Genomic DNA, 22,690 nt, shown 5'->3' with positions numbered 1-22,690 from the left:
TTGAATCTTCAGTATTATGTTTGAACAATATGAGTGGCGCATCGTAGTACGTGTAGTACTAATGTTTTTTACCATCAGTATCTCCAGCTACCTGCTGGTAAAAGGTTTATATCCTTACGAGATCATTGTAGTACCCGTGATCATTTACCAGGTTATAGACTTCTTTAAATTTCATAAAAAAGCACAGGACGAGGTGGCGCAGTTTGTGGAAAGTGTACATTACCGGGACTTCTCCCGCTACTTCGATGTAAAGCATGCCCCGCTTGAGTTACAGCCGCTGCGCCAGGGTTTTAATGAGATCAACACTACCATGAAAGTGATCAGTAAAGAAAAAGAAACGCAATACCAGTACCTGCAAAAAATTCTGGAGCTGGTAGATACAGGTATTCTCTCTTACGAGATAGAAACGGGAGAAGTAGTGTGGATGAATGAGTCGCTTAAGAAACTGTTACAGATACCTTATCTAAAAACGATTCATTCTTTGTCAAAACGCGACTGGACGCTTTACCACGAGATCATGGCACTGCCGCTTGGGCAAACAACCATTGCCACAGCACACCAGGAAAAAACAGGCTTTAAAGTGTTATTATCAGCAACAGCTTTTCAAACCGAAGGCAAAAAATACAAACTGGTAGCTTTTCAGAATGTAAATGAAGCGTTGGATGAAACTGAAAGCAAGGCCTGGCAAAGATTGCTGAGTGTAATGACACACGAGATCATGAACTCCATAGCGCCCATTTCGTCTTTATCCAGTACGCTAAAAAATATTCTTACACAGTCTAAAGAAAAAGTAGCACCGGAAAACCGTTCCAATTTCGAAGATCTTGAGCTGGGTATCAACACCATCAAAACCAGGAGTGAAGGCTTGCTGAAGTTTGCAGAAACCTACCGCAACCTCAATAAGATCACCACACCCAATTTATCAAAAGTGTATGTACGGGATTTGTTTGAGAACATGCACACGCTTATGGAGCCTACCCTGGAGCAGAAAAATATTGAGATGGACATCATTCTTAAAGATCCTGATCTCATGCTCGAAGCCGATACCAACCTTATAGAGCAGGTACTCATCAACCTGATTGTAAATGCTATTGAAGCCGTAAAAGAAAGTGCTGAACCGCATATACTTTTATCGGGTTATGTATCGCCCAACCACCGCACCATAATTAAAATTGCCGACAACGGTTCCGGCATGCCCGAAGAACTCCTCGACCAGATCTTCATTCCTTTTTTCAGTACAAAGAAAACAGGCAGCGGTATTGGTTTAAGCCTTTGTAAACAGATCATGATGTTGCACAAGGGCAATATACAGGTACAAAGCAAAGAAGGCGAAGGCACCGCATTCTTCCTGCAATTTTAATGTTCAAATAATCTTATGTAACCGGCTGCATTGCTACTATCGGGCTGCTGTTGTGTCACTCACTTGTGCTTCCGGTTCTTTATGCAGCAAGGGTGCCACCTTGTTATTGCAACACAAACAGAGATGTAGCGCTTAGTTGTTTTCCTTTTATTGCTATGGTATAAACACCTGCCGCTCTTTCTGCTGCACTAAAAGATAATATGTTGTTGCCGGTATGTAAGAAGTTGGTCATCTGCTGCACTATTTTTCCGGCACTGTTGTGTACAACAATGTGCACACTTTCATTGTATTCACTCTGCAGTTCAACAAATATTTTTTCGCCTTTTGAAGGGTTGGGATACACTTTTAACTCACCGGTTTTTTGCAACGCATCGTTTGTTGTGGTAACGGCATTGATTGCCACAGGATCTGCAGGAGGCAATACCCTGGTCCAGCCCCCGGCCATAAGTTTTCGCATGTTAGACAATATTGTAGCGTATGCCGGGTTCAGCACCTGGTTTACATATTCAAAAGGATCGGTTTTATGATCGTATAATTCTTCCCCGTCTTTGCCCCATGAGTTGTACCGGTATTGGCTGGTTACAAGACCATACTCGTTTACCGGCGGGTTGTTATAGCGCTGCACCTGTGTAAATGCTGCACGTTTCCATGGCCTGGCAGGATTATCGAGCAACGGTAAAAAGCTGGTGCCTTCCATGCCTGCGGGCGCAGGCAAACCACATATTGCTGCCATGGAAGGATAGATATCAACCATCTCTACCAACGCTTTTGATACCGCAGGCCTTTTACCGGGTACACATACAATAAGCGGTGCTTTTGCTGACTCTTCAAACAACGTGTTCTTAAGCCACGTGCCTTCGTGCTCGCCAAGGTGCTGACCATGATCGCTCCAGAACACGATTACCGTGCTATCCCATAGACCTTTTCTCTCCAGTTCATCGAAGATGAGGCCCAGTTGCTTGTCCATACCGGTCACTTCCGCATAATATGCATGCACCGTATTTTGCCATTCCGTTGTTGACTTTAAAACCTGGGAAGGAAAAGCTACCGGGGGCACATCACTCCTGTCTCCTGCAGGTGTTGCCGGCAGAACGATGTTGGAGGAACCATTACCCGACAATCCATTTTTCTGGCCTTGCCGGTTTACCGGTAATAGCTGAGGCGCAGCATGGTCTCCATAAACATTCCAGTAACTGATAGATGGAGTGAAGGGATTGTGCACGGTAAGCCCCAGTGCCATAAAGAATGGCTGAGGTGGATTTAGCCTCATTCTGCCAAGCATTCTTCTTACCAGCACGCCATTGGCGGTACTGTCGTCAGGCGAACTGGTAACCCACCATGATCCGCCACCATCTTTCTTGCCTGTAAGACTTTGCGAACCTTCATCATATCTCAGCTCACCAATGTAGAGCGAGTCTGAGTAATCCCATGCGATATCATTTTCAAAATCGCCGTGGAGGATTTTACCGACTCTCTCTGTATGATAGCCATACATTTTAAAATATTCAGGTAAAAATTTTACATCAGGGCCCATGACGGAGCGTGGTCGTGTATCGTTGTTGTAAACGCCTGTTTTATCGGGCCGCCAGCCGCTCAGCAAAGATGTTCTGGAAGGATTACACATCGGGAACTGGCAGTAGGCATTCGTAAAAACAGTACCACGTTTTCTTAAACGCTGCAGGTTAGGTGTAAGCACTGTTGGAAAACCGAATACAGATGCACGGTTGTTCATATCATCTACAGCGATAAACAGTACATTGTAATGCGGTGTTGCCTGGCCCAATGCAGCATTACTCCATAGCCCCGCAACGGAACTAAACAACACGATACATAAAGCGGAAATATTTTTCCGTTTGATAGTGGGTTTGGACATTTCAGTTATTTTTAGTTATTGGATACAGGTTGCTGCAACTGAAGCTGCACAATGAGCTTACGCCGGAACTACACTTTGGGTACGAGACCGTAAAATACAAAAAAAGCTGTAACCGGAGCCCAAAGCTGAGTCTTGCTTTGCAGATGAACGGATTGCGACGCAACAAAAGATGCCATGAAATACTGCTGCCGGTATCATAAATAAAACAATGCTGTACAACAAGCCCGGAAAAATAACTGTAAAAACCGTATAACTACGCAGCCGGTGTAAATACCAATAAAGTAGCTTTCAGGAAATTTATTGCATAAATTTTAAACGTTCAATCATGAAAAGAAAATCCGTTTTTGGTTATCTGAAACCCTCTTTTGCCGTTGCACTTCTTATTGCCGGCTCGCTCATTTCTTGTAAAGAAGTTAAGCATGAAGTTGTAACGCAATCATGCGCAGACACAAAGGCCGATACAACCGGCTATACCAAGGAGTTGAATAACATAAACCACTCCATCTCGCTGGAAAGAGCGCTGCAGCTTACAGATAACTATGCCCGCTCAAAAGACATTATTTTATCCGGCAAATACGGCGACCAGAAAGAGCTGTTGCCTGATTATGAAACATTCAACCTGCAATCGATTGATTCTTTAATGTGCCAGGATGAAACAGTTGGTTTTAGAATTTACCTGGGCCTTGATGAGAACAACAAGATAAGGTTGGTATTAGCAGGTGTAGACGCCAATGGCATTGATGTACTGCAGGAAACAAGGCAACAAAAAGGTGCTTTGAATACGCAAAAAAGCATGCGTGCTACTGCTGCTGCGCCACCGCCGCCACCGTCGTCAAAGAACACTTTATTATTGGAAGATGGACAAAGACACCCCTAGCAGCATAAATAAAGACCCTTAATGAATAATACAGTTTCATTTATTTTAAGTTTAAGTATCCTTTTCCCGATTATAGCGTGGATAGTAAGATTAAACACCATTCCCAAGGCTTACTATCCACTTATATATATGCTGGCAGCGGGATTAATAGTAGAACTGATAAGCTTCAGGAGTAAAAACAATGCGATAGCTACCAACCTGTATGTGCTGGCAGAATTTATTTTGTTTTGCTGGTTGTTTTATAATCTTAAGCAGGTACTAAGCAAAAGAAAATGGCTTTATGCGCTGATGTTGCCTTTTATATTGATGTGGATATTTGAATGCATCCTGCTTAGAAAACTAGATTCGTTCGATATTTATTACAGGATATTGTATCCTTTTGCACTCGTATTGTTAGCAGTTAATCAACTGAATTACCTGATCATAAATGACAGGCATGAGATGATACTGAACCCGTTATTTATTTTGTGTTGTGCAATGATCATTTACTTTTCCTACAAGTGCCTGATCGAGATCTTTTACATGTACGCGCATGATTCGGTTGTTGGTAATGCCATTTTCAGCATTCACATTTACATAAATGTTCTTTTTAATATTCTGCTTACATTAGTTGTTATATGCCTACCGAAGAAGCGAATTATTACACTGCGGTGACCGTTGCGGCCATATTGCTTGGGATAATAATTATTTACTTTATTATCACCATGATCAGGCATCAGCGACGGAACATGCACCTGTATAAAGCCAAAATAAATGCAGAAATATCTACGCTGGAAAATGAGCGGAAGCGTATTGTGGCTGATCTGCATGATGAACTGGGACCACTTTTATCGGCTGTAAAACTGCGCATCAACCAACTGGATTCTGAAAGGGAGGATGACAAAAAGATTGTGGAATTTGCCAACAAGCACCTCGGCGATATTATTATCAAGATCAAAGAAATTTCATACAACCTTTTACCAAACACACTGGCCCGTAACGGCTTGATTCATGCAGCAGAAGAATACATAGACAAGATCAACGCCGTGCACCCACTGAAAATACGGTTCAATTATGATGATGACCCGGGGCTTTCGAAGGAAAAGGAAGTAAACATTTACAGGATATTCCAGGAAATCATACACAATACAGTTAAACATGCAAGGGCCGATAAACTTGAAATAGAAATGAAGAAACAGGATAACCAGCTGCTGCTTACTATGATTGACGACGGTGTGGGCTTTAACTACGAGGAGCGCTCGAAAAATGGCAGTGGTCTCGGCTTACTTAACCTGCAAAGCCGTGCTGAAGTACTGAATGCGCGGCTGTTGATAGAATCTGCAAAAGACAAGGGTACAAAGTACTTTTTTGAAATTCCAATATAATGGCTACACAAAACTACACCGCAGAAGCTATAACAGTTGTACTGGCAGATGATCATGAGATCTTCCGGGATGGTATGAAACTAATGCTTTCAAAACTACCCGGCATCTCCATACTTGCTGATGCATCGAATGGCAGGGAACTGATTAAGCTGGTTGATGAACTGAAACCAGACATCGTGGTAACAGACATAAAAATGCCTTTGATGGATGGCGTAGAAGCGACGAAATACATTACCAAAAAATACCCTGACACCGGCGTAATCGCGCTATCAATGTTTGATGAGATATCTCTTATTATAGAAATGCTCGAAGCCGGGGCATCCGGTTATCTTGTGAAAGACTGCGACAAAACGGAAATAAAGGAAGCCATAGAACGTGTACACCAGAAAGAGCAATATTACTGCCGGCATACCGGTAATAAGCTGATGCAGGTAATGGCAAGGAATGCTAAAAAAGACCAGGGAAAAAATGGCGCTCCTGCACTCTCAGAAAAAGAAAAAGAAATTATTGATCTTATCTGCCAGCAATATACTACCAGGGAAATTGGTGAGAAACTTTTTATGAGCCCGAGAACGGTAGAAGGGTACCGGCTGAAGATACTTGAAAAGCTGGAAGCAAAAAACACGGTAGGTATTGTGATAGCAGCAATAAAATATGGGATCTATGTGCCTGAGCAGTAATGATGATCTCTGGTCAGCTTTTACAATTACTGCATAAAAACATTCAGACGTGGACGCCAAAACGGCGTCCATCTTCATTTTTACGCCTGCCGAGTGCGTTCTAACGCTTTAGTTATGCAGATTATGGTTAAACGTGTATAAGAGTGGAAACAGTATAGCCCTTTTGTGTAGATAATTCCACAAAATCTTGTACGCATGATGTTGAAACTATGACCAGCAAGGCATTTGGCATAATGGAATGGTAGTTGCATTTATGGTTGCAAACAAACTATTTATGAAAAGAATCATTATTACTGCGTTTGCGTTGTGCATGTTCTCTGCAACTTTTGCGCAAACACAAAAAGGTAATATTTTAGTCGGTGCGGACCTTGCGGGTCTTGGGCTTAACTTCCAGGAAGGAAATACTCAGTTTAATCTTAACATCAATCCTAAAGCTGGCTGGTTTATAAAAGATAACCTTGTTATAGGGCCGGATTTAAGTATTGGTCTTAACACACAAAAAGGTGCTACAAGCCTTACATACGGAGTTGGTGCATTCGGCCGAAAATATTTCAACGACAATGCTACAAACCTTACCAGGACTACCAAATGGTTTTTAGAAGCTAATGCAGGTATTTATGGTACAAACCTTTCAGGCGACAACGTAGAGAAAACAAGCACAAATGGTTTTGGTGCAGGTTTTGGACCTGGTCTTGCTTACTTCCTTACGCCAAACATAGCGCTGGAAGGATTGGTAAAGTACAACCTAACCGTTGGTTTTGGTAGCTCTACAACCAATAACAATATTGGTTTTGGACTGGGCTTCCAGATTTATTTACCAGGTAGCCAGGCAAGACAGCTTGCCAAAGATCCTATTAAGTAATGACAAATACTACTACTGTGCATTTCTTATCGGGAATGCACAGTGTTCTATATATACAGTTGCTAACCACTTAAAGTAACTGCAATCATTGCTGAATAACATGTAAGAATTTAAAGTACTGCACGGACGGCTTTCTGTGAGAGGGCCTGCCGAAAAAAGTTATGCTGTACAAGAGTGCGACGCAACGGAAGATGAGCAAAGAACAGTAAGCTGGTAACAAACAATTCCCACTTAAAATCTACTACCGGCTTGGGTTACATGCTTGGGTTTGTAATAATGCTTCCGCTGCTTCGCACTTATTTTTTATAATCGAAAATGGTAGCTGTAAATTCTCCCCTCTCCCTCTTTTTAAACAGTGCAGAAAAGTTTCCCTTGTAACGTAATGTTTTGGGTATCAGTAAATCACCCACCCGCGTCATTTCTACCTGCATGTTTACATCAAAATCATACACACCTACTTTGTAACTAAGGGCGTAATTACGGGCAAGTACTTCAAATGTTTTATAGTCAAACCAGGTGGTCATTTCATCAACCACTATATCTCCTGAACCGGCATAAGACTCCTTTGGCTTAATGGTAAAAACGTAAGCATAGCTGCCTTTATAGTCAATATAATCAAGCTTATAATCGTATAGTTTATATGCACGCTCATCATACAAATCAAGCTTATTGCCTATAAACGGTATGCCGGGAATTTTTTTTCCGGGATTAAAGAAAAGCATCTTTAGCTGCTCTTTGTGCTTCTCGATGCCGCTTTTATTTGCCAGGTCGAATGCATGGCCGTTAACAATGTTGTCTTCTCCACACACAGTTCCTTTTGTAAGAAAGATAGCCGCGTACATTTCTGCAGTGGTGTAATTATAATTGCCCTTATTATCGAAATAATCACCGGTGGTTTCCTGGCTCAGCACCTTCATGCTGCGGCAATTATTTTCGCGGTGCTGTGTGGTCTTACTGTTCCAGCTTGCTTTTACGCTGCCATCTTTATTGAGCATGCGTATGTTGTTGTAAGAGCTGAATTCTATAATATGAAGATTGCGGAAAGCCTTGTAAAAAGTAGTGTCGTCTTTAATGCGTTGCAGTATATGCCTGTAATCAAGGTTATTCCTTACAACAGCTTCCGGAAGTGTTATTTTCTGGTTATCCCATATAAGCGTTGTATCCTGCGCAAACGCTTTGCTGGTAAGGGTTAGCGAAAGTAAAACGAGTATGTATTGCCTCATTTAGGAAACACCATTTTATAATCCACTTTCACTTTACCTTTTGATATATCTGTCAGTTTTCCTTTGAGCATTTTTTTGCGGAGCGGTTTCAGGTAGTCTATAAAAAGTTTGCCCTCTATATGATCGTACTCATGCTGAATGATACGCGCAGTAAGACCGGTAAAAGTTTCTGTATGTGGCTGAAGCTTTTCATCAAGGTACTCTATGGTCACTTCTTCAGGCCTCATTATGTCTTCCCTTATTTTTGGAATACTCAAACAGCCTTCATTATACCCCCAGTCTTCACCGCCAAACTCCACAATGTGTGCATTGATGAATACTTTTTTGGTTCCTGGCTCATCTGGATATTTTCCTTTCTCGTCATCTTCCTGGTGCTCAAATATCTGCGCGCTGTCTATTACAAAAAGGCGGATGCTTTTATTTACCTGCGGTGCAGCAAGCCCCACACCATTGCTGGCATACATCGTTTCCCACATATCTTCAATAAACTTATCCAGTTGTGGATAATCCTGGTCAATATCAATGGCAACTTTTCTTAAAACATCTGCGCCGTAAGCAACAATGGGTAAAATCATAATTCCTCTACAATTAAAATTGCGGCAAATATAAATCTTAGGTTGTTAATGCCAGTCAAAATAACGGTCAGGTATGTCTTTCAAGGTATTCCTGCAACATAATGGTGGCGGCAATTTCATCAATGTTCTTTTTGTTCTGTCTGTCTTTCTTTTTCATTCCCATTGCCACCATGGCCTGTACCGCCATTTTAGAGGTATAACGTTCATCAACGGTTTGCACGGGTACAGCAGGAAATTCTTTTTGCAGCCTTTTAATAAACGCCTGCACCAGCGGTGTGGCATGTGTGTCAGAATCATCCCAGTTTTTTGGTTCTCCTACCAGTATCAGTTCAACAGGTTCTTCTTTCAGGTATTGCTTCAGGTAAGTAAAAAGGTCTTTTGTATCCACTGCGGTTAAACCGCCGGCAATTATTTTCAACGGGTCTGTTACAGCCAGGCCTGTTCTTTTTGCACCATAGTCAATCGCTAAAATTCTCGCCATGTACAAAGTATTTTTTTATGAGCCCGGCATTGGTGGTACTATGAAGCTTTGGTTGCGTCGCACTCTTGTACTGCCCGAACACTATGCAGCAAACGCGAAGATCGAAGCGAAACAGTTCTCAGGCTTTTAATTTCTGCAATAAGCTTATGCCAGCAATAATATATCTGCTATAACCAATACACCAAAAACAACGCTTGCTATACCATTGGCCGTAATAAATGCAATATTTACACGGCTCAGATCATTGGGTTTTACAATGGAGTGCTGGTAAACTAGCATACCGGCAAACACCGCAATACCCGTCCAGTATAAAAAGGAAAAGTCGCCAACCACGCCAGCTGCTACCACAAAACCCACACTTAGTAAGTGCAGGAGTGCTGATACACGCAATGCCTTTGCTTTGCCCAGTACAGCGGGTATGGAATACAATTGCTGCGATTGGTCGAACTCAACATCCTGCAAAGCATAAATGATATCAAAGCCACTGACCCAGCAGATTACTGCGAAGGAAAATAAAACGGGCAAAACATCAAATCTTCCTGTTACGGCAAGGTATGCGCCTATTGGCGCAAGCGATAAACCAAGACCAAGCACAAGGTGACAAAGTGGTGTAAAACGTTTTGTATAGCTGTAAAACAACACTACAAAAAGTGCTGCCGGCGAAAGGTAAAAACAAATCTTATTGATAAAGAAAGTTGCTATGATAAACAGCAGGCAATTGAGTATTACAAATCTCAGTGCACTGTGGGGCGATATGATACCTTTTGGTATTTCCCTGATGGCCGTTCTGGGGTTCTTTGCATCGAAACTCCTGTCGAGGTAACGGTTGAAGGCCATGGCAGCGCTGCGTGCTGTAACCATGCAGAGCAGTATTAAAATAAACTTCTGTATATATTCTCCGGCAGGAACACCTGCAAAAGCCGGTAAAACAAAATGCGGAGTATCGATGGCTGGCACCGGCATATTTTGCCAGAAGAAAAGCTGCGCTGTTCCTAAGAAAAAACCAATCATTGCGAAAGGCAATGCGAAAATGGTATGACTGAATTTTACCAGGCTTAAATAATTCTTTACTGTACTCATCTTACACTATTTAAAAAATGCCAATCTTGGTTCAGATAACTTATACAAAACAATACCGGCGGCAACTGAGATATTCAGGGAGTGTTTCATGCCCAATTGTGGTATTTCTATACAACCATCGCACAGGGCTATTACTTCGTTGTTTACACCTGCTACTTCATTGCCAAAAACCACCGCAAGTTTTTCACTGGCTGGTGCGGTAAAATTTTCAAGTGAAATGCTTTGCGCTGCCTGCTCCACTGCATACACTTTATAACCCCGCTCTTTCAGTTCTTTTACCGCAATGGTGGTTTCAGCAAAATGCATCCAGTCTATTGTATCTGTGGCACCCAATGCTGTTTTATGTATATCCCTGTGTGGCGGTTGTGGTGTATAACCACATAAGCAAATACCTTCCAGTAAAAAAGCATCTGCAGTTCTGAACACGCTGCCCACATTGTGCATACTGCGTATGTTATCCAGCACTGCTATAATACTGTTCTTGTCTGCAGCTTTAAATTGTTCGACCGATTTACGGCTAAGCTCATCCATGCTTAGTTTGCGCATGGTGCAAAGATAGCCTTGAAAAAATAATGTTTGGTGCCGGAGTACGAAGACCGCATCTGGAGCGCTGAGCAGCGATAAAAGCGTACAAGAGTGCGACGCAACAACAGCTTAATAGTAATTTTACAGCCTGGTTAACCATAAAATTTACAACTATGATTATCTGGAAGTGTAAACCATTCAGAGACCTTTCTGTATTTGAACTGTATGCGATACTTCGTTTGCGCAGCGACATTTTTGTTGTGGAACAAAACTGTGTTTTTCTTGACATGGATGACAAAGACCAGCATTGTGACCACCTGTGCGGATGGAGTGGTGATATTCCTGTAGCTTATGTAAGGCTGGTACCACCGGGTGTTGCTTATGATGAACCGTCGATCGGCCGCGTGGTTACCGCTAGAGCATTTAGAAAAAGTGGCATTGGCAGAACGCTGATGGAAAAAGCGATTGAGCATTGCGGTAAGTTGTTTGGCCACACAAACATCAGGATTGGCGCACAACTGTACCTGAAAAAATTTTATGAATCATTGGGTTTTGTACAAACAAGCGACGTGTACCTGGAAGATGGTATAGAGCATATCGAAATGATTTTTGAAACTATGGATAATTTATAGCATAATTAATACGTTTATAAGGCTCAAGCAACCAAAACGTAATTACTTTGCACACGAATCCGATATGTGTAAAAAGATACTAACAACATTAAGTTTAATTCTCTTCGCGTCAGCCTATACCTTTTCTCAGAAAACGTATGACCTGGATGGTTTAAGAGACCTTACCAACTACTGGGAAATTGATATTACCGGTGGTGCTAACCAGTTTCTTGGCGATCTTGGAGGGCAAAAAGGCATTGGCCGCGATGGTCTGAAAGACTATAAAACCTCCGCAAACCGAATACTGGCAGGCGTTTCAGGCACTTATAACATTACCAACTACTCCGCTGTTAACCTGGCTTTTAACTATGCAGGTATTTATGGTGCAGACAGCATCATAGATAATACGGGAAACATGGAACGCTGGCGTTATTATCGCAACCTCAGTTTTAAATCAAATGTTTTTGAAGCAACGGCTACCTACACCTTTTACCCGATCATGTTTATGTACCGCAATAAGATTGAACTTTTCCGTTTCAATCCTTATATAAGTACCGGCATAGGTCTTATGCATTTTAACCCCAAAGCGAAGCTGGATGGCAAGTGGTATGCACTGCAACCTTTTCGCCTTGAAGGGCAGGGTTTTGAAGAATACCCTGACCGCCAGCCATACAAACGCACCGCGATTTTTATACCTGTAAATGTGGGTGTTAAGTATTACTTCAACAATCGTCTTGCACTGTCTGCAGGTTTAATGATGCGCAAAACGTTTACTGATTATATGGATGATATAAGTACTACGTATATTGATCCTGCACTTTTTGATAAATATTTTTCACCTGAAAAAGCAGCCATAGCCAAACAACTCTACTCAAGATCTCTTACACCCTGGAAAGTTAAACCCGATATCGTAAAGGCAGATGCATCTGACAAAGACAGCTATGTTACCTTTAGTTTGAAACTAAGTATCAGGCTTGATAAAAGACTTTATATCTACTATCCCAAATTATAATTTTTTTTTAAGGTTCCGGGCTTTATCGCCGGCATGAAGCTTTACTTGCGTCGCACACTTGTACTCCTTATCTCTATTCAGCAACCAGGCACAATCCCCTAAACAAGCAATGAAATCGCGTATTCTAATACTTTTTCTACTTCCGGTGTTACTTGTAGCCTGTAACGAAACTTATGCGCAGCGTAAAAAGAAAAAAGATCCACTCGCAGATGCAACGCTTTATATATTCAATGATGACTGGTCTGCTGCAAAAACATACAACGAGTGCACCTATTTTATGCAACTAACTAAAGAGTCAGACTCGTTATACATATGCCACTATTATAATAAACTTGGGCCCATGATAAGACAGGAGCCTTATAAGGATGCTGATTTTACAATTGCTAATGGCAGGTTTTGCTGGTATAATAAATCCGGCAGCCTCGATAGCACAGGGTGGGTGTCCAACAATAAAAAAGATCACGGGTGGGATTACTACCAGGGTGGCAAGCGTTCGTTAACAATGGAATATCTAAACGGACGTTTTGTACGTACTAAAGACTATCAGCAGGAAATATTTATTAATGCAGATGGAACAAAAACGCCGTTTGAAGATAGAAAAGCAAATGATGTAATCAATAAGGATTCCTTTACCACCATACAGGTTGAAGCAAAATTTAAAAACAGTGTTGATGACTGGACCAACTATTTAAAAGATAACTTAAAAACACCGGAACGCCTGATGAATATTTTAGGTGTGGGAGTACACACCGCAATCGTTGTATTTATGATTGACAAAGAAGGCAAAATTGACAAGGATATTTATCTTGAAAAGTCTGTTGAATGGGCCGGCGATAATGAAGTAATTGCTTTAATCCAAAACGCTCCTGATTGGCAACCTGCCTATCAGAATAACAAAGCTGTTTTTTACCGCATGAAACAAAGTATTTCATTCAGCGTAAACTAAACGCTACCAGGTTTACTTTTTAAACCTGGTAGCGTTTGAACATTTTATCAAGTTTATGCCATCTCAATCTTCAGGAACTTCGCAGTATGGCTTTCTTTAGCTTTTACAATCATTTCTTCAGGTGTTCCTTCAAACAATATTTTACCGCCACCATCGCCACCCTCAGGACCAAGATCAATCACATGATCAGCAACTTTTATTACATCAAGATTATGCTCAATTACTAATACGGTATTACCACGATCAACAAGTTTATTAATCACATCCAGCAGGTGTTGAATATCCTGGAAATGTAAACCGGTGGTCGGTTCATCCAGGATATAGAATGTTTTACCAGTATCTTTTTTAGCAAGTTCTGTTGAAAGCTTTACACGCTGTGCCTCGCCGCCGCTAAGCGTTACAGCAGACTGCCCCAGTGTAATATAGCCCAGGCCAACATCCTGCAATACTTTTATTTTACGGTAGAGATAATGCACTGGCTGAAAAAACTCACAGGCCTCGTCAACAGTCATATTCAGTACATCGCTGATCGATTTTCCTTTGTACCTTATTTCCAGTGTTTCCCTGTTATAGCGTTTGCCATTACATTTCTCGCAGTGCACATACACATCCGGCAGAAAGTTCATTTCAATTACACGCATTCCGCCGCCTTCACAAACATCGCAGCGGCCGCTTTTAACATTGAACGAAAACCGCCCCGCATTGTAACCGCGAATCTTTGCTTCGGGAACGGAAGCATACAATGTTCTGATCTCTGTAAAAAAACCGCAGTAGGTCGCAGGATTGCTTCTTGGCGTTCTGCCAATGGGTGACTGGTCTATTTCGATAACCTTATCGATGTTCTCAAGGCCCTTGATCGTCTTATATTCCATCACATTCACCCTTGAATTATAAGCATGCTTCGCAAGCAGCGGGTACAGTGTTTCGTTGATAAGTGTTGATTTACCACTGCCACTAACACCGGTAACAACGATCAGTTTACCCAATGGAAATTTCACTGATACATCTTTCAGGTTGTTTCCTTTCGCGCCCTTTAGTTCCAGTACTTTTCCATTACCCTTTCGTCTTTCTGCAGGAATGGCAATTGTTTTTTTACCACTCAGGTATTGGGCAGTATCAGAATTTGACTCCAATATTTCTTTTGGTGTACCAGCTGCAACAATTGACCCGCCGTATTTACCAGCCTTCGGACCAATATCCACTAGGTAATCAGAAGCCATCATAATGTCTTTGTCATGCTCTACCACAAGCACACTGTTACCTATATCCCGCAGGTTTTGCAGGGCAGTAATTAATCTGTGATTATCCCGCTGGTGCAGACCAATAGAAGGTTCATCCAGTATATAGGTAATACCCTGTAATTGGGAACCGATCTGTGTTGCAAGCCTTATGCGCTGAGACTCGCCACCACTAAGCGTTCTGGATGGCCTGTTTACAGAGAGATAGGTAAGGCCAACATCCAGCAGGAACTGCAGCCGCTCTCTTATTTCCTTCAGTATATCTTTTGCAATGGCGTTTTGTTTATTACTCAGGCGCTTTTCAATATCGATAAACCATACCATCAGTTTATCGAGGTTCAAGTCACTTAGCTCAGAGATATTCCGCTCATCCACTTTAAACCAAAGACTTTCTTTTTTCAAACGTGCGCCATGGCAGGTAGGGCAATTTTTTAACGTCATGTATTTCTGCACCCACTCCCGCAACACTTCGGTGCTGTACGATGAGGAAAACCATCTTTTCAGCATGGGTATTATGCCTTCATAACTGCCGGTATATTCATTCGGCACAGACTCATCATCCGTATCAACATCGAGTGACGCATTGATGCTTTTATCGCCGTACAACAACAGGTCAAGCTGCTCTTTGGGCATATCCTTCAAAGGCACATTTAGTTTGATCTTGTGTTTCTTTGCAAACACTTTCACCTGCTGGTAAACACTTGCATCCCTTTCTTCGCCAAGCGGCACAATACCGCCTTCTTCCACCGTTTTAGTTTTATCGGGCAATACAAGTTCCATGTCTATCGTAAACACACTGCCCAGTCCTTTACAGGTAGGGCATGCGCCGTAAGGAGAATTAAACGAGAACGAATTGGGAGAAGGTTCTTCGTAACTGATGCCGGTATCAATGCACATCAGTTGTTTGGAATATTGAGCAAGTTCATCACTGTCGTTCACAAGCATGAACATCAGGTCTTTGCCCATCTTAAGGGTTTGCTGTACGCTCTGGCTTATACGCACCCTAAACTCCTGCTCTACTTTCAAACGATCTACCACAACTTCTATATCGTGAATTTTATATCGATCCACCTGCATGCGTGGCGTTATGTCTTTTACCTCTCCATCTACACGCACTTTTACAAAACCTTTCTTGCGTATGTCTTCAAACAATTCCCGGTAGTGCCCCTTACGGCCACGTACAAGCGGTGCAAGTAATGTGATCTTTTTGCCTTTGTATTTTTGAAAAATGTTCTCTACAATTTCCTCTTCACTAAACTTCACCATTTTTTTACCCGTGTTGTAACTGTATGCCTCCCCCACCCTTGCAAACAGCAAACGAAGGAAATCATAAACTTCGGTTACGGTACCAACTGTAGACCGGGGATTTTTATTGGTAGTCTTCTGCTCAATAGAGATTACGGGAGAAAGCCCGGTGATCTTATCTACATCGGGTCTTTCCATATCACCGATAAACTGCCGCGCATAGGCGCTGAAACTCTCCATATAACGGCGCTGACCTTCATTAAAAATGGTATCGAACGCTAGCGACGATTTGCCGCTGCCGCTTACACCTGTAAATACAACCAGCTTATGCTTGGGTATGGTAATGTCAATGTTTTTCAGGTTATGTTCACGTGCACCAATTACTTCAATCACTTCTTCCTGCTGCGTACTTACTGTAGCAGCCACTTCCGCTTTCTTTTTCGCCATAATAGTTTTTGCTAAACGTCAAAATTAACTAAGAGTTTTAGAAAGACAAGGCTAAATTTTTGTGCCAAAAAAGCCTGCAACATGCCTCTGCCTGTGTAAAAACCAACGCTGGCAGCCCATGCCCACACATGCACTGCCGTACAAGTGAGTGACACAACCGGGGCATAATAGTAGCAATACAGCCGGCAAAACAATCACCATTTTCGTGCATAATTTATTTGGCATAAAAAAGAAATGATGTTACCGGCAGTAGAATAAGCATGAGACTTTTGTTGTGTCACTCACTTGTACTGCAACAATACTACCCGGCAGGGTGCGGCCATGTTACGTGTAAATAACCCCGTTCATGTATTTAACAGGCAAAGGCAGGGCAGATTGTGATTAGCGGTTTCCACGTTTTCATAATTACAATTTCCTTTGTTGAAATTAACTGCTATGAAAAAAATGATCATTCCCTGCCTGGCAATGATGGCCTTTGGCATCAGCGCCGCTGCACAGGCTTTGCGTATACCGGGTACTGCCAATATTGTATGCATGACCGGCAGAAAAGTAGGCGTTACAGATATAGAAATAAAATACAGCGCGCCGGGGGTAAAAGGCCGCGAAGGCAAGATTTACGGCACCGGTGTTGTACCTTTTGGATATGAAGTACTCGGCTTTGGTTCAAACGTAGCGTCACCATGGCGTGCCGGCGCAGATGAATGCACCACCATTGCTTTCTCTACAGATGTAAACATCAACGGCAAAAGATTGCCTGCAGGTAAATATGCATTTTTTATAGAAGTACAGCAGGATACCAGTGTGCTTATTTTTAACAGGAACACCAGGGAATGGGGCAGCTATTTTTACCGCAAAGAACTGGATGTACTACACGTAGGCACCACACAAAAAAAGAACCTGCCGCAGATGCAGGAAAGACTGGTATATGATTTTGCAAACCAGACAGACAGTACAGTTGATATTGAGTTAAAATGGGAAAGATGGAGCTTCCCGATTCATGTTTCAGTAAACTTAAAAGAAACCGTACTGGAAGATATAAGACAGCAAATGAGCGGTGCAATTGGTTTTGACCCCGCCAGCCTGGAAGCTGCTGCGCAGTGGTGCGTGGCTAACAACATTAACTACGAAGAAGCGCTGAACTGGATAACCAGTGCGACCGACCCCAATCTTGGTGGAAAAAATTCATTTGGTGCAGCATCAACAAGAGCTGCATTACTAAGAAAAACGGGTAAAGAAGAAGAAGCAACAAACATCCTGAATGCGGCGCTGGGAAGCGCTTCTGTAATGGAATTGCATACTTATGGAAGGCAGTTGCTGGCCGAACAAAAAGTACAGGAAGCGTTTGCTATATTTCAGCAAAACTTTACCAAAAACAAAGGCGCATGGCCCACCAATATGGGTATGATGCGTGTGTATGCTGCAATGGGTAATTACAAGAAAGCGCTGGAACATGCAAAGGCAGCATTACCGCAGGCACCTGATGAGCAGAATAAAGCTTTTATTGAGAATGCGATTAAGCAATTTTCTGCAGGGAAGCCTTTACAGTAAATAACACGACAATCTTTATAAAAAATGCGCAATTTCAGTTGCGCATTTTTATTAGTGCAATAGCTTCACCGTTTGCTTTTCTCCTGAAGTGTTGGTAATCTCAAAGAAATAAATACCCGGCGCAAGGCTGTTCATCATGCCCGTGGAAGGCAATACATTTTTGCCCTGCTGAGCCTGTAACGTAGCTTTTACAACCGTTCTGCCAGATACATCTACAATGCGTATATAAATTGTTTGTGCTTTTGTACTGTAGATAGTTGACTGGTTAAAATCGTATACCGGGTTGGCAGTAATAAGTTTCATGGAACCATTTATCTGCGGCAGAGACACTGCGCAGGCACCTGTGTTTGGAAGGTTGCTATCCAGCCATGCAAGTCTTGCCGTAAGCCAGTTTTTTAGTGCCGCTATTTCGCCACTATAAGTTGATGGTATGGGTTCCGGATTTGGCCAGATATATGTGCCTAAAATCGGCCATTGAGTAAAATGCCGTTGCTGTGCTTCATTTACGAGTGAGGCAACAGAATCTATCATGTGAAAGATACTTTCATTACTCAGTACACTTTGCCGCAGATCTTTCCACCTGCAGAGCAAATTTGATTTGAAAGTGCTATCCTGCATAAAACGATTCCACCAGAAGGGTATTTGCCAATAGTCATCGCCGCATACAGAATTAAACTGGTAAGCCCAGCCGGTAGTAAGATACCCATCGCAGTAGTCGGCATTCCTAAAAGCAAGGTCATAATCCCACACAGGCCCTGCAATAATTTTGTTGTTGATGCTGTTGCGGTCTTTATAGAAGTAGCTGCTTAGCCTGTAGCCATCAACATTCCGGCTTATTTCATTTACAATAAAGTAATCGATGAAAGAAAGTTCGTCAGCAAATTTCCGAAACCCGGTAGCGGCATTCTGAAAATCGTTTCCATTCAGGGCATTTTCAAAACTGTCTACATAATTTTTGATATAGGCCTGTTGCTCTGTTGTAATGTCTTCCAGTTTGGGATAAACATAACTAAACTGTATGTTGGCCCCGGGATTGTTGTTAGGATGATAAGCAGAAAACCAACCGTCTGCTTCTTTATCGATGCTGAAGATGTAACCGCCTGTAACTGCATCACCGGCGTTATCCTTGTCACTCATTTTTTTAATGTCTACACGGCCGCCATCTCTTTTTATCTTTTCCATAAATACATATACGCCGGCATAATTACCATTGAGTATTACTTCTACAAAACGGCAATGCGCAGCCCAGTGACCGAGATTGACAGACATTGTATAAGCAAGAAAATTACGCATGAGTGTTTTATCTGTATAAGGCGCATACAATACCCAGTCGCTCTCTTCGGGCATACCAAATATTGACTTATCCACGCCATCTCCTGCATCGTCCCACAACTCAATGGAATAAGACTTCATGGGGAACATTTGCGAAGACTGGCCACGTATTTCTATACCGATCTTTCCATTGTATTCATTGAAAGGGTCTGTGGTATTATTACGAACACCATCGCCATTAAAAATGATACCCATGTCTGCAGTGATCTTGGGATCGTCTAAAATTTCCTGGCCGTTTGTGTTGATGATAACAATGGGCAAATTTGAAGAGGTAAGGTTGACCTGCGAAGAAGCATGTAGGGAACAGCAGGCAACTAAAAGCACAAAAAGCAGTCGTTTCATTATAACAAGTTATAAGGCAAAGTAAACGATATATTATGTATGCAGGCCGGGCGGGTGTCAGGTGTGGAATAATTTGTAAAACACTGGTGGTGCAACCAATAGCCATAACGGGATCAGTATCCATATACGCCCTTCAAAAATGTTGTAGTCGTGTAATAATTCGTGGAGCGCTTTTCCGCGGTAAAAGCCGAAACCAAACTCAAACGCCAGCGTACAGCATAACCAAAGAATGCCGCATTGCAGTGCCTGCGTGGATGATGCAGGCGGATATGCTTTAACAATAAAAGCGATGTACAAGGCAAACAAGAGCAGCAATGATGCCGTGGAAAGCTGGTGGGCCAACAGTTCTCCGGTAAATTTTTTATACACCACGTCACGCAGCGCGCCATTTGCAACGGCCAGCAGCAACATAGGAAACCATGCAATGAAGTACCTGAGCATTGCTATTTGTTTGTGCAAAGCAAAATATTTACAAGGGTATTGTGTATGACTGTGATCATCGGTATAAATGAGCGTACGCAAAAAATATGAAACGACAACAACTGTACGGATTATTGGTATTTATTTTGTACAAAAAGGCACATGCGAAATCCATTGTTAATATGCACGCTTTCGTTTTTACTTTTCGCCTGTAATGAGCAAGGCAACAACGCTGCGGGTATTGCTGACAGCAGCACTGCTGTTTCAGCACAAGCAGCACCGGCAGCCAGCGTTAATGAAACGAGAGAAAATGTAAGTGACAAACCTGTTGCCAGCTTTTCCAGGAAGGTGCCCGATGAACTAAACGACTGGAAGTTTGCGGTGAACGTGTATGAAACAAAACAAACTTTCCGTTTTTTGATGAAAATGCAGTACATGGAACTTACAGCAGCAGATACATTGAAAATACCAAATGTGGGCATGGAGCCGATTGTAGAAATAAGGCCGGGCAAAGATGCATTCTCCTGCATTGTTGGTTTTCTTGATAAAGACAAAACTTTTAAAGAATATAAACTGGTTACAGCAAAAGACAATAACTTATCAGTTAAAATACTGCACCGCTATGCAGCAGTAACCTACGAGGTGAAATAAGCCGGAGACAAAAACGCCGGCCGCAGATGGCGAATAGCGATATAGCCGTACAAGTGAGTGACACAACCGGGGCCGATAGTAGCAATGCTGCTGGTTCAATAAATAAAAAATGCAGATCAATCGATCTGCATTTTTGCTATAAACATGTTTTGTGTTTACTTTTTGGATGTTGCCCACTCGATCAGAATGTCTGCAACTTCTGCTCTTGAAAACTCGGCTGGTGGTCTTTCACCATTGCTGAGCATTTCACGCACTTTGGTACCACTGAGAGAAACCTGAGTAGCATTTTCAGGAGCTGTTTTGCTGCTGGCCATACCATTTGTTTCTTTACAGAAGAAAGTGTTTTCAAATTTCAAAATCTGCATGCCCATTTCCGGACCTACTTTATCCATAATAACCTGTGCATCGTAAGTGCCATAATAAGAACCAACGCCTGCATGGTCGCGGCCGATGATCATGTGTGTGCAGCCGTAATTTTTACGGATGAGCGTGTGGTTGATCGCTTCACGCGGACCAGCATAACGCATAGCTGTTGGTAATACGCTCAGCTTGGTATTCTTTGGATTAAAGTAACCAGCGATAAGGGCTTCGTAGCATTTCATACGAACCGGCGCAGGAATATCATCGCTTTTTGTTTCACCAACAATCGGGTGTATCAACGCACCATCAACAATTTCCTGTGCGCATTTGATCAGGTATTCGTGTGCGCGGTGTATAGGATTACGTGTCTGGAATGCAACGATCGTGTTCCAGCCGCGTTTTTCAAATTCTGCACGTGTATCAGCAGGATCGATAAAATATTTATCATCGATTGCATCGTGACGAACAGGGCGGTTAACCATTTCAAGCGGGCCTGCAATAAATTTATTGCCACCTCTTAAAATTGCAGCTACACCCGGGTGTTTGTCTTCTGTTGTGCCAAAACATTTCTGCGAAAGGTTTGCAAGGTCAAGCTCAAACTTTTCTTCGATGGTCATTACAGCCAGTAAGCGGCCTTCTTTATCGTTCAATGCTATTTCCTGGCCTACAGAAAGGCTGTCGTACTCAGCAACGGGCAGCAAAATAGGAATACCCCATGCAAGTCCGTTGGTAAGTTTCATATCTTCAATAGCTGATTCAGAATCAGCTTTTCCCATAAATCCTGTTAGCGGGCTGAAAGCACCTACGGCAATCATTTCAATATCTGCACCATAACGGTCTTCCAGTGTAATGTTGGTAATTTCTTTTGCTTTAGCTTCCAGTTCTGCTTTGCGTGCACCTGTAGCAATGCGGTTTACCAGGGTGCCACCATGTGGTTGGATCATTTTTTATTCAGTGTTTTTGTGAAGGAAAATTGTGATTATGCTTTTGTGATGTAACCTTTTTCTTCCAGGTATCTCAGTACGGTTTCAGCACTTTCATCAAGAGATTGTGCACCGGTATCAACTGTTAATTCAGCATTCACAGGCGCTTCATACGGATCGCTGATGCCTGTAAAGTTTTTGATTTCACCTGCACGTGCTTTTTTGTAAAGACCTTTTGTATCGCGGCCTTCACATACTTCGAGCGAAGCAGCAACATATATTTCAACAAATTCTCCTTCGGGTACCAAAGCACGAACCATGTCACGGTCAGCAATGTATGGAGAAACGAAAGCTGTAGAAACAATAACGCCGGCATCAACAAACAGTTTAGCTACCTCACCAATTCTGCGAATGTTTTCTTTACGGGCTTCAGCATCAAAGCCGAGGCCTTTGTTCAAACCCATGCGAATATTATCTCCGTCAAGCACGTAAGTGTTATAACCACGTTCAAAAAGTTTTTCTTCCACTTTATTTGCAAGGGTAGATTTGCCCGCACCGGAAAGACCTGTATACCACAGGATTGCGCTTTTATGACCGTTTTTACGATGGCGGTCTTCTTTGGTAATTGTAGCATTATGCCACACGATGTTCTTTACAACTTCCATTAGTTTGGATATTTTTTAGGTTTTGAAATTTGCGGCGAATATAGCTTAAG

The 22,690-nt window shown here is 42.3% G+C and carries 23 protein-coding genes; 12 read left to right on the top strand and 11 right to left on the bottom strand.

Translation table 11 applies throughout. The features are described 5' to 3' along the window. Positions 1 to 16 precede the first annotated feature (16 nt). Complete coding sequence (locus I5907_RS14990) at positions 17 to 1,360, top strand: sensor histidine kinase (protein ID WP_231402124.1); 1,344 nt, start codon at positions 17 to 19, stop codon at positions 1,358 to 1,360. A gap of 103 nt (positions 1,361 to 1,463) precedes the next feature. Here I5907_RS14990 and I5907_RS14985 read toward each other — a convergent pair whose 3' ends face one another. Further along, positions 1,464 to 3,233, bottom strand: coding sequence for a sulfatase-like hydrolase/transferase (locus I5907_RS14985; RefSeq protein ID WP_196991623.1), 1,770 nt, complete (start codon positions 3,231 to 3,233; stop codon positions 1,464 to 1,466). 325 nt (positions 3,234 to 3,558) lie between these two features. Here I5907_RS14985 and I5907_RS14980 point away from each other — a divergent pair, with 325 nt between their 5' ends. The 5 genes from I5907_RS14980 to I5907_RS14960 all read left to right on the top strand — a co-directional run bounded on the left by I5907_RS14980 (position 3,559) and on the right by I5907_RS14960 (position 7,016). Further along, on the top strand, positions 3,559 to 4,110 hold the full coding sequence (locus I5907_RS14980) for a hypothetical protein (RefSeq protein ID WP_196991622.1): 552 nt from the start codon (positions 3,559 to 3,561) through the stop codon (positions 4,108 to 4,110). Between the two features lie 21 nt (positions 4,111 to 4,131). Further along, complete coding sequence (locus I5907_RS14975) at positions 4,132 to 4,764, top strand: hypothetical protein (RefSeq protein WP_196991621.1); 633 nt, start codon at positions 4,132 to 4,134, stop codon at positions 4,762 to 4,764. Then, complete coding sequence (locus I5907_RS14970) at positions 4,728 to 5,474, top strand: sensor histidine kinase (RefSeq protein ID WP_196991620.1); 747 nt, start codon at positions 4,728 to 4,730, stop codon at positions 5,472 to 5,474. Before I5907_RS14975 ends, I5907_RS14970 begins: the two co-directional genes overlap by 37 nt. Then, positions 5,474 to 6,154, top strand: coding sequence for a response regulator (locus tag I5907_RS14965; protein ID WP_196991619.1), 681 nt, complete (start codon positions 5,474 to 5,476; stop codon positions 6,152 to 6,154). Before I5907_RS14970 ends, I5907_RS14965 begins: the two co-directional genes overlap by 1 nt. A 274-nt stretch (positions 6,155 to 6,428) precedes the next feature. Then, entirely contained in the window at positions 6,429 to 7,016 is a 588-nt protein-coding gene (locus I5907_RS14960; RefSeq protein ID WP_196991618.1) for an outer membrane beta-barrel protein, read from the top strand. A 296-nt stretch (positions 7,017 to 7,312) separates the two neighbouring features. On the opposite strand, the gene I5907_RS14955 is transcribed toward I5907_RS14960, so the two are convergent. The 3 genes from I5907_RS14955 to ruvX all read right to left on the bottom strand — a co-directional run bounded on the left by I5907_RS14955 (position 7,313) and on the right by ruvX (position 9,295). After that, complete coding sequence (locus I5907_RS14955) at positions 7,313 to 8,239, bottom strand: hypothetical protein (RefSeq protein ID WP_196991617.1); 927 nt, start codon at positions 8,237 to 8,239, stop codon at positions 7,313 to 7,315. Continuing rightward, positions 8,236 to 8,814 carry a peptide deformylase gene (gene def / locus I5907_RS14950; protein WP_196991616.1) on the bottom strand — a complete coding sequence of 193 codons (579 nt, stop codon included), beginning with the start codon at positions 8,812 to 8,814 and terminating at the stop codon, positions 8,236 to 8,238. The genes I5907_RS14955 and def overlap by 4 nt, the downstream gene beginning before the upstream one ends. 67 nt (positions 8,815 to 8,881) lie before the next feature. Then, a complete protein-coding gene (gene ruvX / locus I5907_RS14945; RefSeq protein ID WP_196991615.1) occupies positions 8,882 to 9,295 on the bottom strand; it encodes a Holliday junction resolvase RuvX in 414 nt (137 codons plus the stop codon). Here ruvX and I5907_RS21810 point away from each other — a divergent pair. Further along, a complete protein-coding gene (locus I5907_RS21810) occupies positions 9,294 to 9,425 on the top strand; it encodes a hypothetical protein (RefSeq protein ID WP_283016283.1) in 132 nt (43 codons plus the stop codon). The genes ruvX and I5907_RS21810 overlap by 2 nt on opposite strands. 14 nt (positions 9,426 to 9,439) lie before the next feature. Here I5907_RS21810 and I5907_RS14940 read toward each other — a convergent pair whose 3' ends face one another. After that, entirely contained in the window at positions 9,440 to 10,375 is a 936-nt protein-coding gene (locus I5907_RS14940; protein WP_196991614.1) for a UbiA-like polyprenyltransferase, read from the bottom strand. 6 nt (positions 10,376 to 10,381) lie between these two features. After that, entirely contained in the window at positions 10,382 to 10,921 is a 540-nt protein-coding gene (locus tag I5907_RS14935) for an RNA methyltransferase (RefSeq protein WP_231402123.1), read from the bottom strand. A 152-nt stretch (positions 10,922 to 11,073) separates the two neighbouring features. On the opposite strand from I5907_RS14935, the gene I5907_RS14930 reads away from it, so the two are divergent. From I5907_RS14930 to I5907_RS14920, 3 genes are all read left to right on the top strand, one after another. Then, positions 11,074 to 11,532: a GNAT family N-acetyltransferase gene (locus tag I5907_RS14930; protein WP_196991613.1), complete on the top strand. Its 459-nt coding sequence runs from the start codon at positions 11,074 to 11,076 to the stop codon at positions 11,530 to 11,532. Positions 11,533 to 11,596: 64 nt separating this feature from the next. Beyond that, the gene (locus I5907_RS14925; RefSeq protein ID WP_196991612.1) at positions 11,597 to 12,523 is read left to right on the top strand and encodes a DUF6089 family protein; all 927 of its coding nucleotides are present in this window, start codon (positions 11,597 to 11,599) and stop codon (positions 12,521 to 12,523) included. A 109-nt stretch (positions 12,524 to 12,632) separates the two neighbouring features. Continuing rightward, on the top strand, positions 12,633 to 13,469 hold the full coding sequence (locus tag I5907_RS14920) for an energy transducer TonB (RefSeq protein WP_196991611.1): 837 nt from the start codon (positions 12,633 to 12,635) through the stop codon (positions 13,467 to 13,469). 53 nt (positions 13,470 to 13,522) lie between these two features. Here I5907_RS14920 and uvrA read toward each other — a convergent pair whose 3' ends face one another. Next, positions 13,523 to 16,399 (bottom strand): excinuclease ABC subunit UvrA, encoded by a 2,877-nt coding sequence (uvrA, locus tag I5907_RS14915; protein WP_196991610.1) that lies wholly within the window; start codon positions 16,397 to 16,399, stop codon positions 13,523 to 13,525. A 435-nt stretch (positions 16,400 to 16,834) separates the two neighbouring features. Between uvrA and I5907_RS14910 the strand changes: the two genes are divergently transcribed. Beyond that, positions 16,835 to 17,947, top strand: coding sequence for a DUF2911 domain-containing protein (locus I5907_RS14910; RefSeq protein WP_196991609.1), 1,113 nt, complete (start codon positions 16,835 to 16,837; stop codon positions 17,945 to 17,947). A 51-nt stretch (positions 17,948 to 17,998) separates the two neighbouring features. On the opposite strand, the gene I5907_RS14905 is transcribed toward I5907_RS14910, so the two are convergent. Continuing rightward, the gene (locus I5907_RS14905; RefSeq protein ID WP_196991608.1) at positions 17,999 to 19,621 is read right to left on the bottom strand and encodes a CotH kinase family protein; all 1,623 of its coding nucleotides are present in this window, start codon (positions 19,619 to 19,621) and stop codon (positions 17,999 to 18,001) included. Positions 19,622 to 19,678: 57 nt separating this feature from the next. Further along, entirely contained in the window at positions 19,679 to 20,062 is a 384-nt protein-coding gene (locus tag I5907_RS14900) for a hypothetical protein (RefSeq protein WP_196991607.1), read from the bottom strand. A 141-nt stretch (positions 20,063 to 20,203) separates the two neighbouring features. Between I5907_RS14900 and I5907_RS14895 the strand changes: the two genes are divergently transcribed. Further along, complete coding sequence (locus I5907_RS14895) at positions 20,204 to 20,692, top strand: hypothetical protein (protein ID WP_196991606.1); 489 nt, start codon at positions 20,204 to 20,206, stop codon at positions 20,690 to 20,692. A gap of 155 nt (positions 20,693 to 20,847) precedes the next feature. On the opposite strand, the gene sat is transcribed toward I5907_RS14895, so the two are convergent. Both sat and cysC read right to left on the bottom strand, forming a co-directional pair. Beyond that, entirely contained in the window at positions 20,848 to 21,996 is a 1,149-nt protein-coding gene (gene sat / locus I5907_RS14890) for a sulfate adenylyltransferase (RefSeq protein WP_196991605.1), read from the bottom strand. A 35-nt stretch (positions 21,997 to 22,031) separates the two neighbouring features. Beyond that, positions 22,032 to 22,640: an adenylyl-sulfate kinase gene (gene cysC, locus I5907_RS14885; RefSeq protein WP_196991604.1), complete on the bottom strand. Its 609-nt coding sequence runs from the start codon at positions 22,638 to 22,640 to the stop codon at positions 22,032 to 22,034. Between the last annotated feature and the right edge of the window lie 50 nt (positions 22,641 to 22,690).

The organism is Panacibacter microcysteis, assembly GCF_015831355.1.
In the GTDB taxonomy this organism is placed as follows: Bacteria; Bacteroidota; Bacteroidia; order Chitinophagales; family Chitinophagaceae; genus Panacibacter; species Panacibacter microcysteis.
This window is presented reverse-complemented; position numbering and strand designations above follow the sequence as displayed.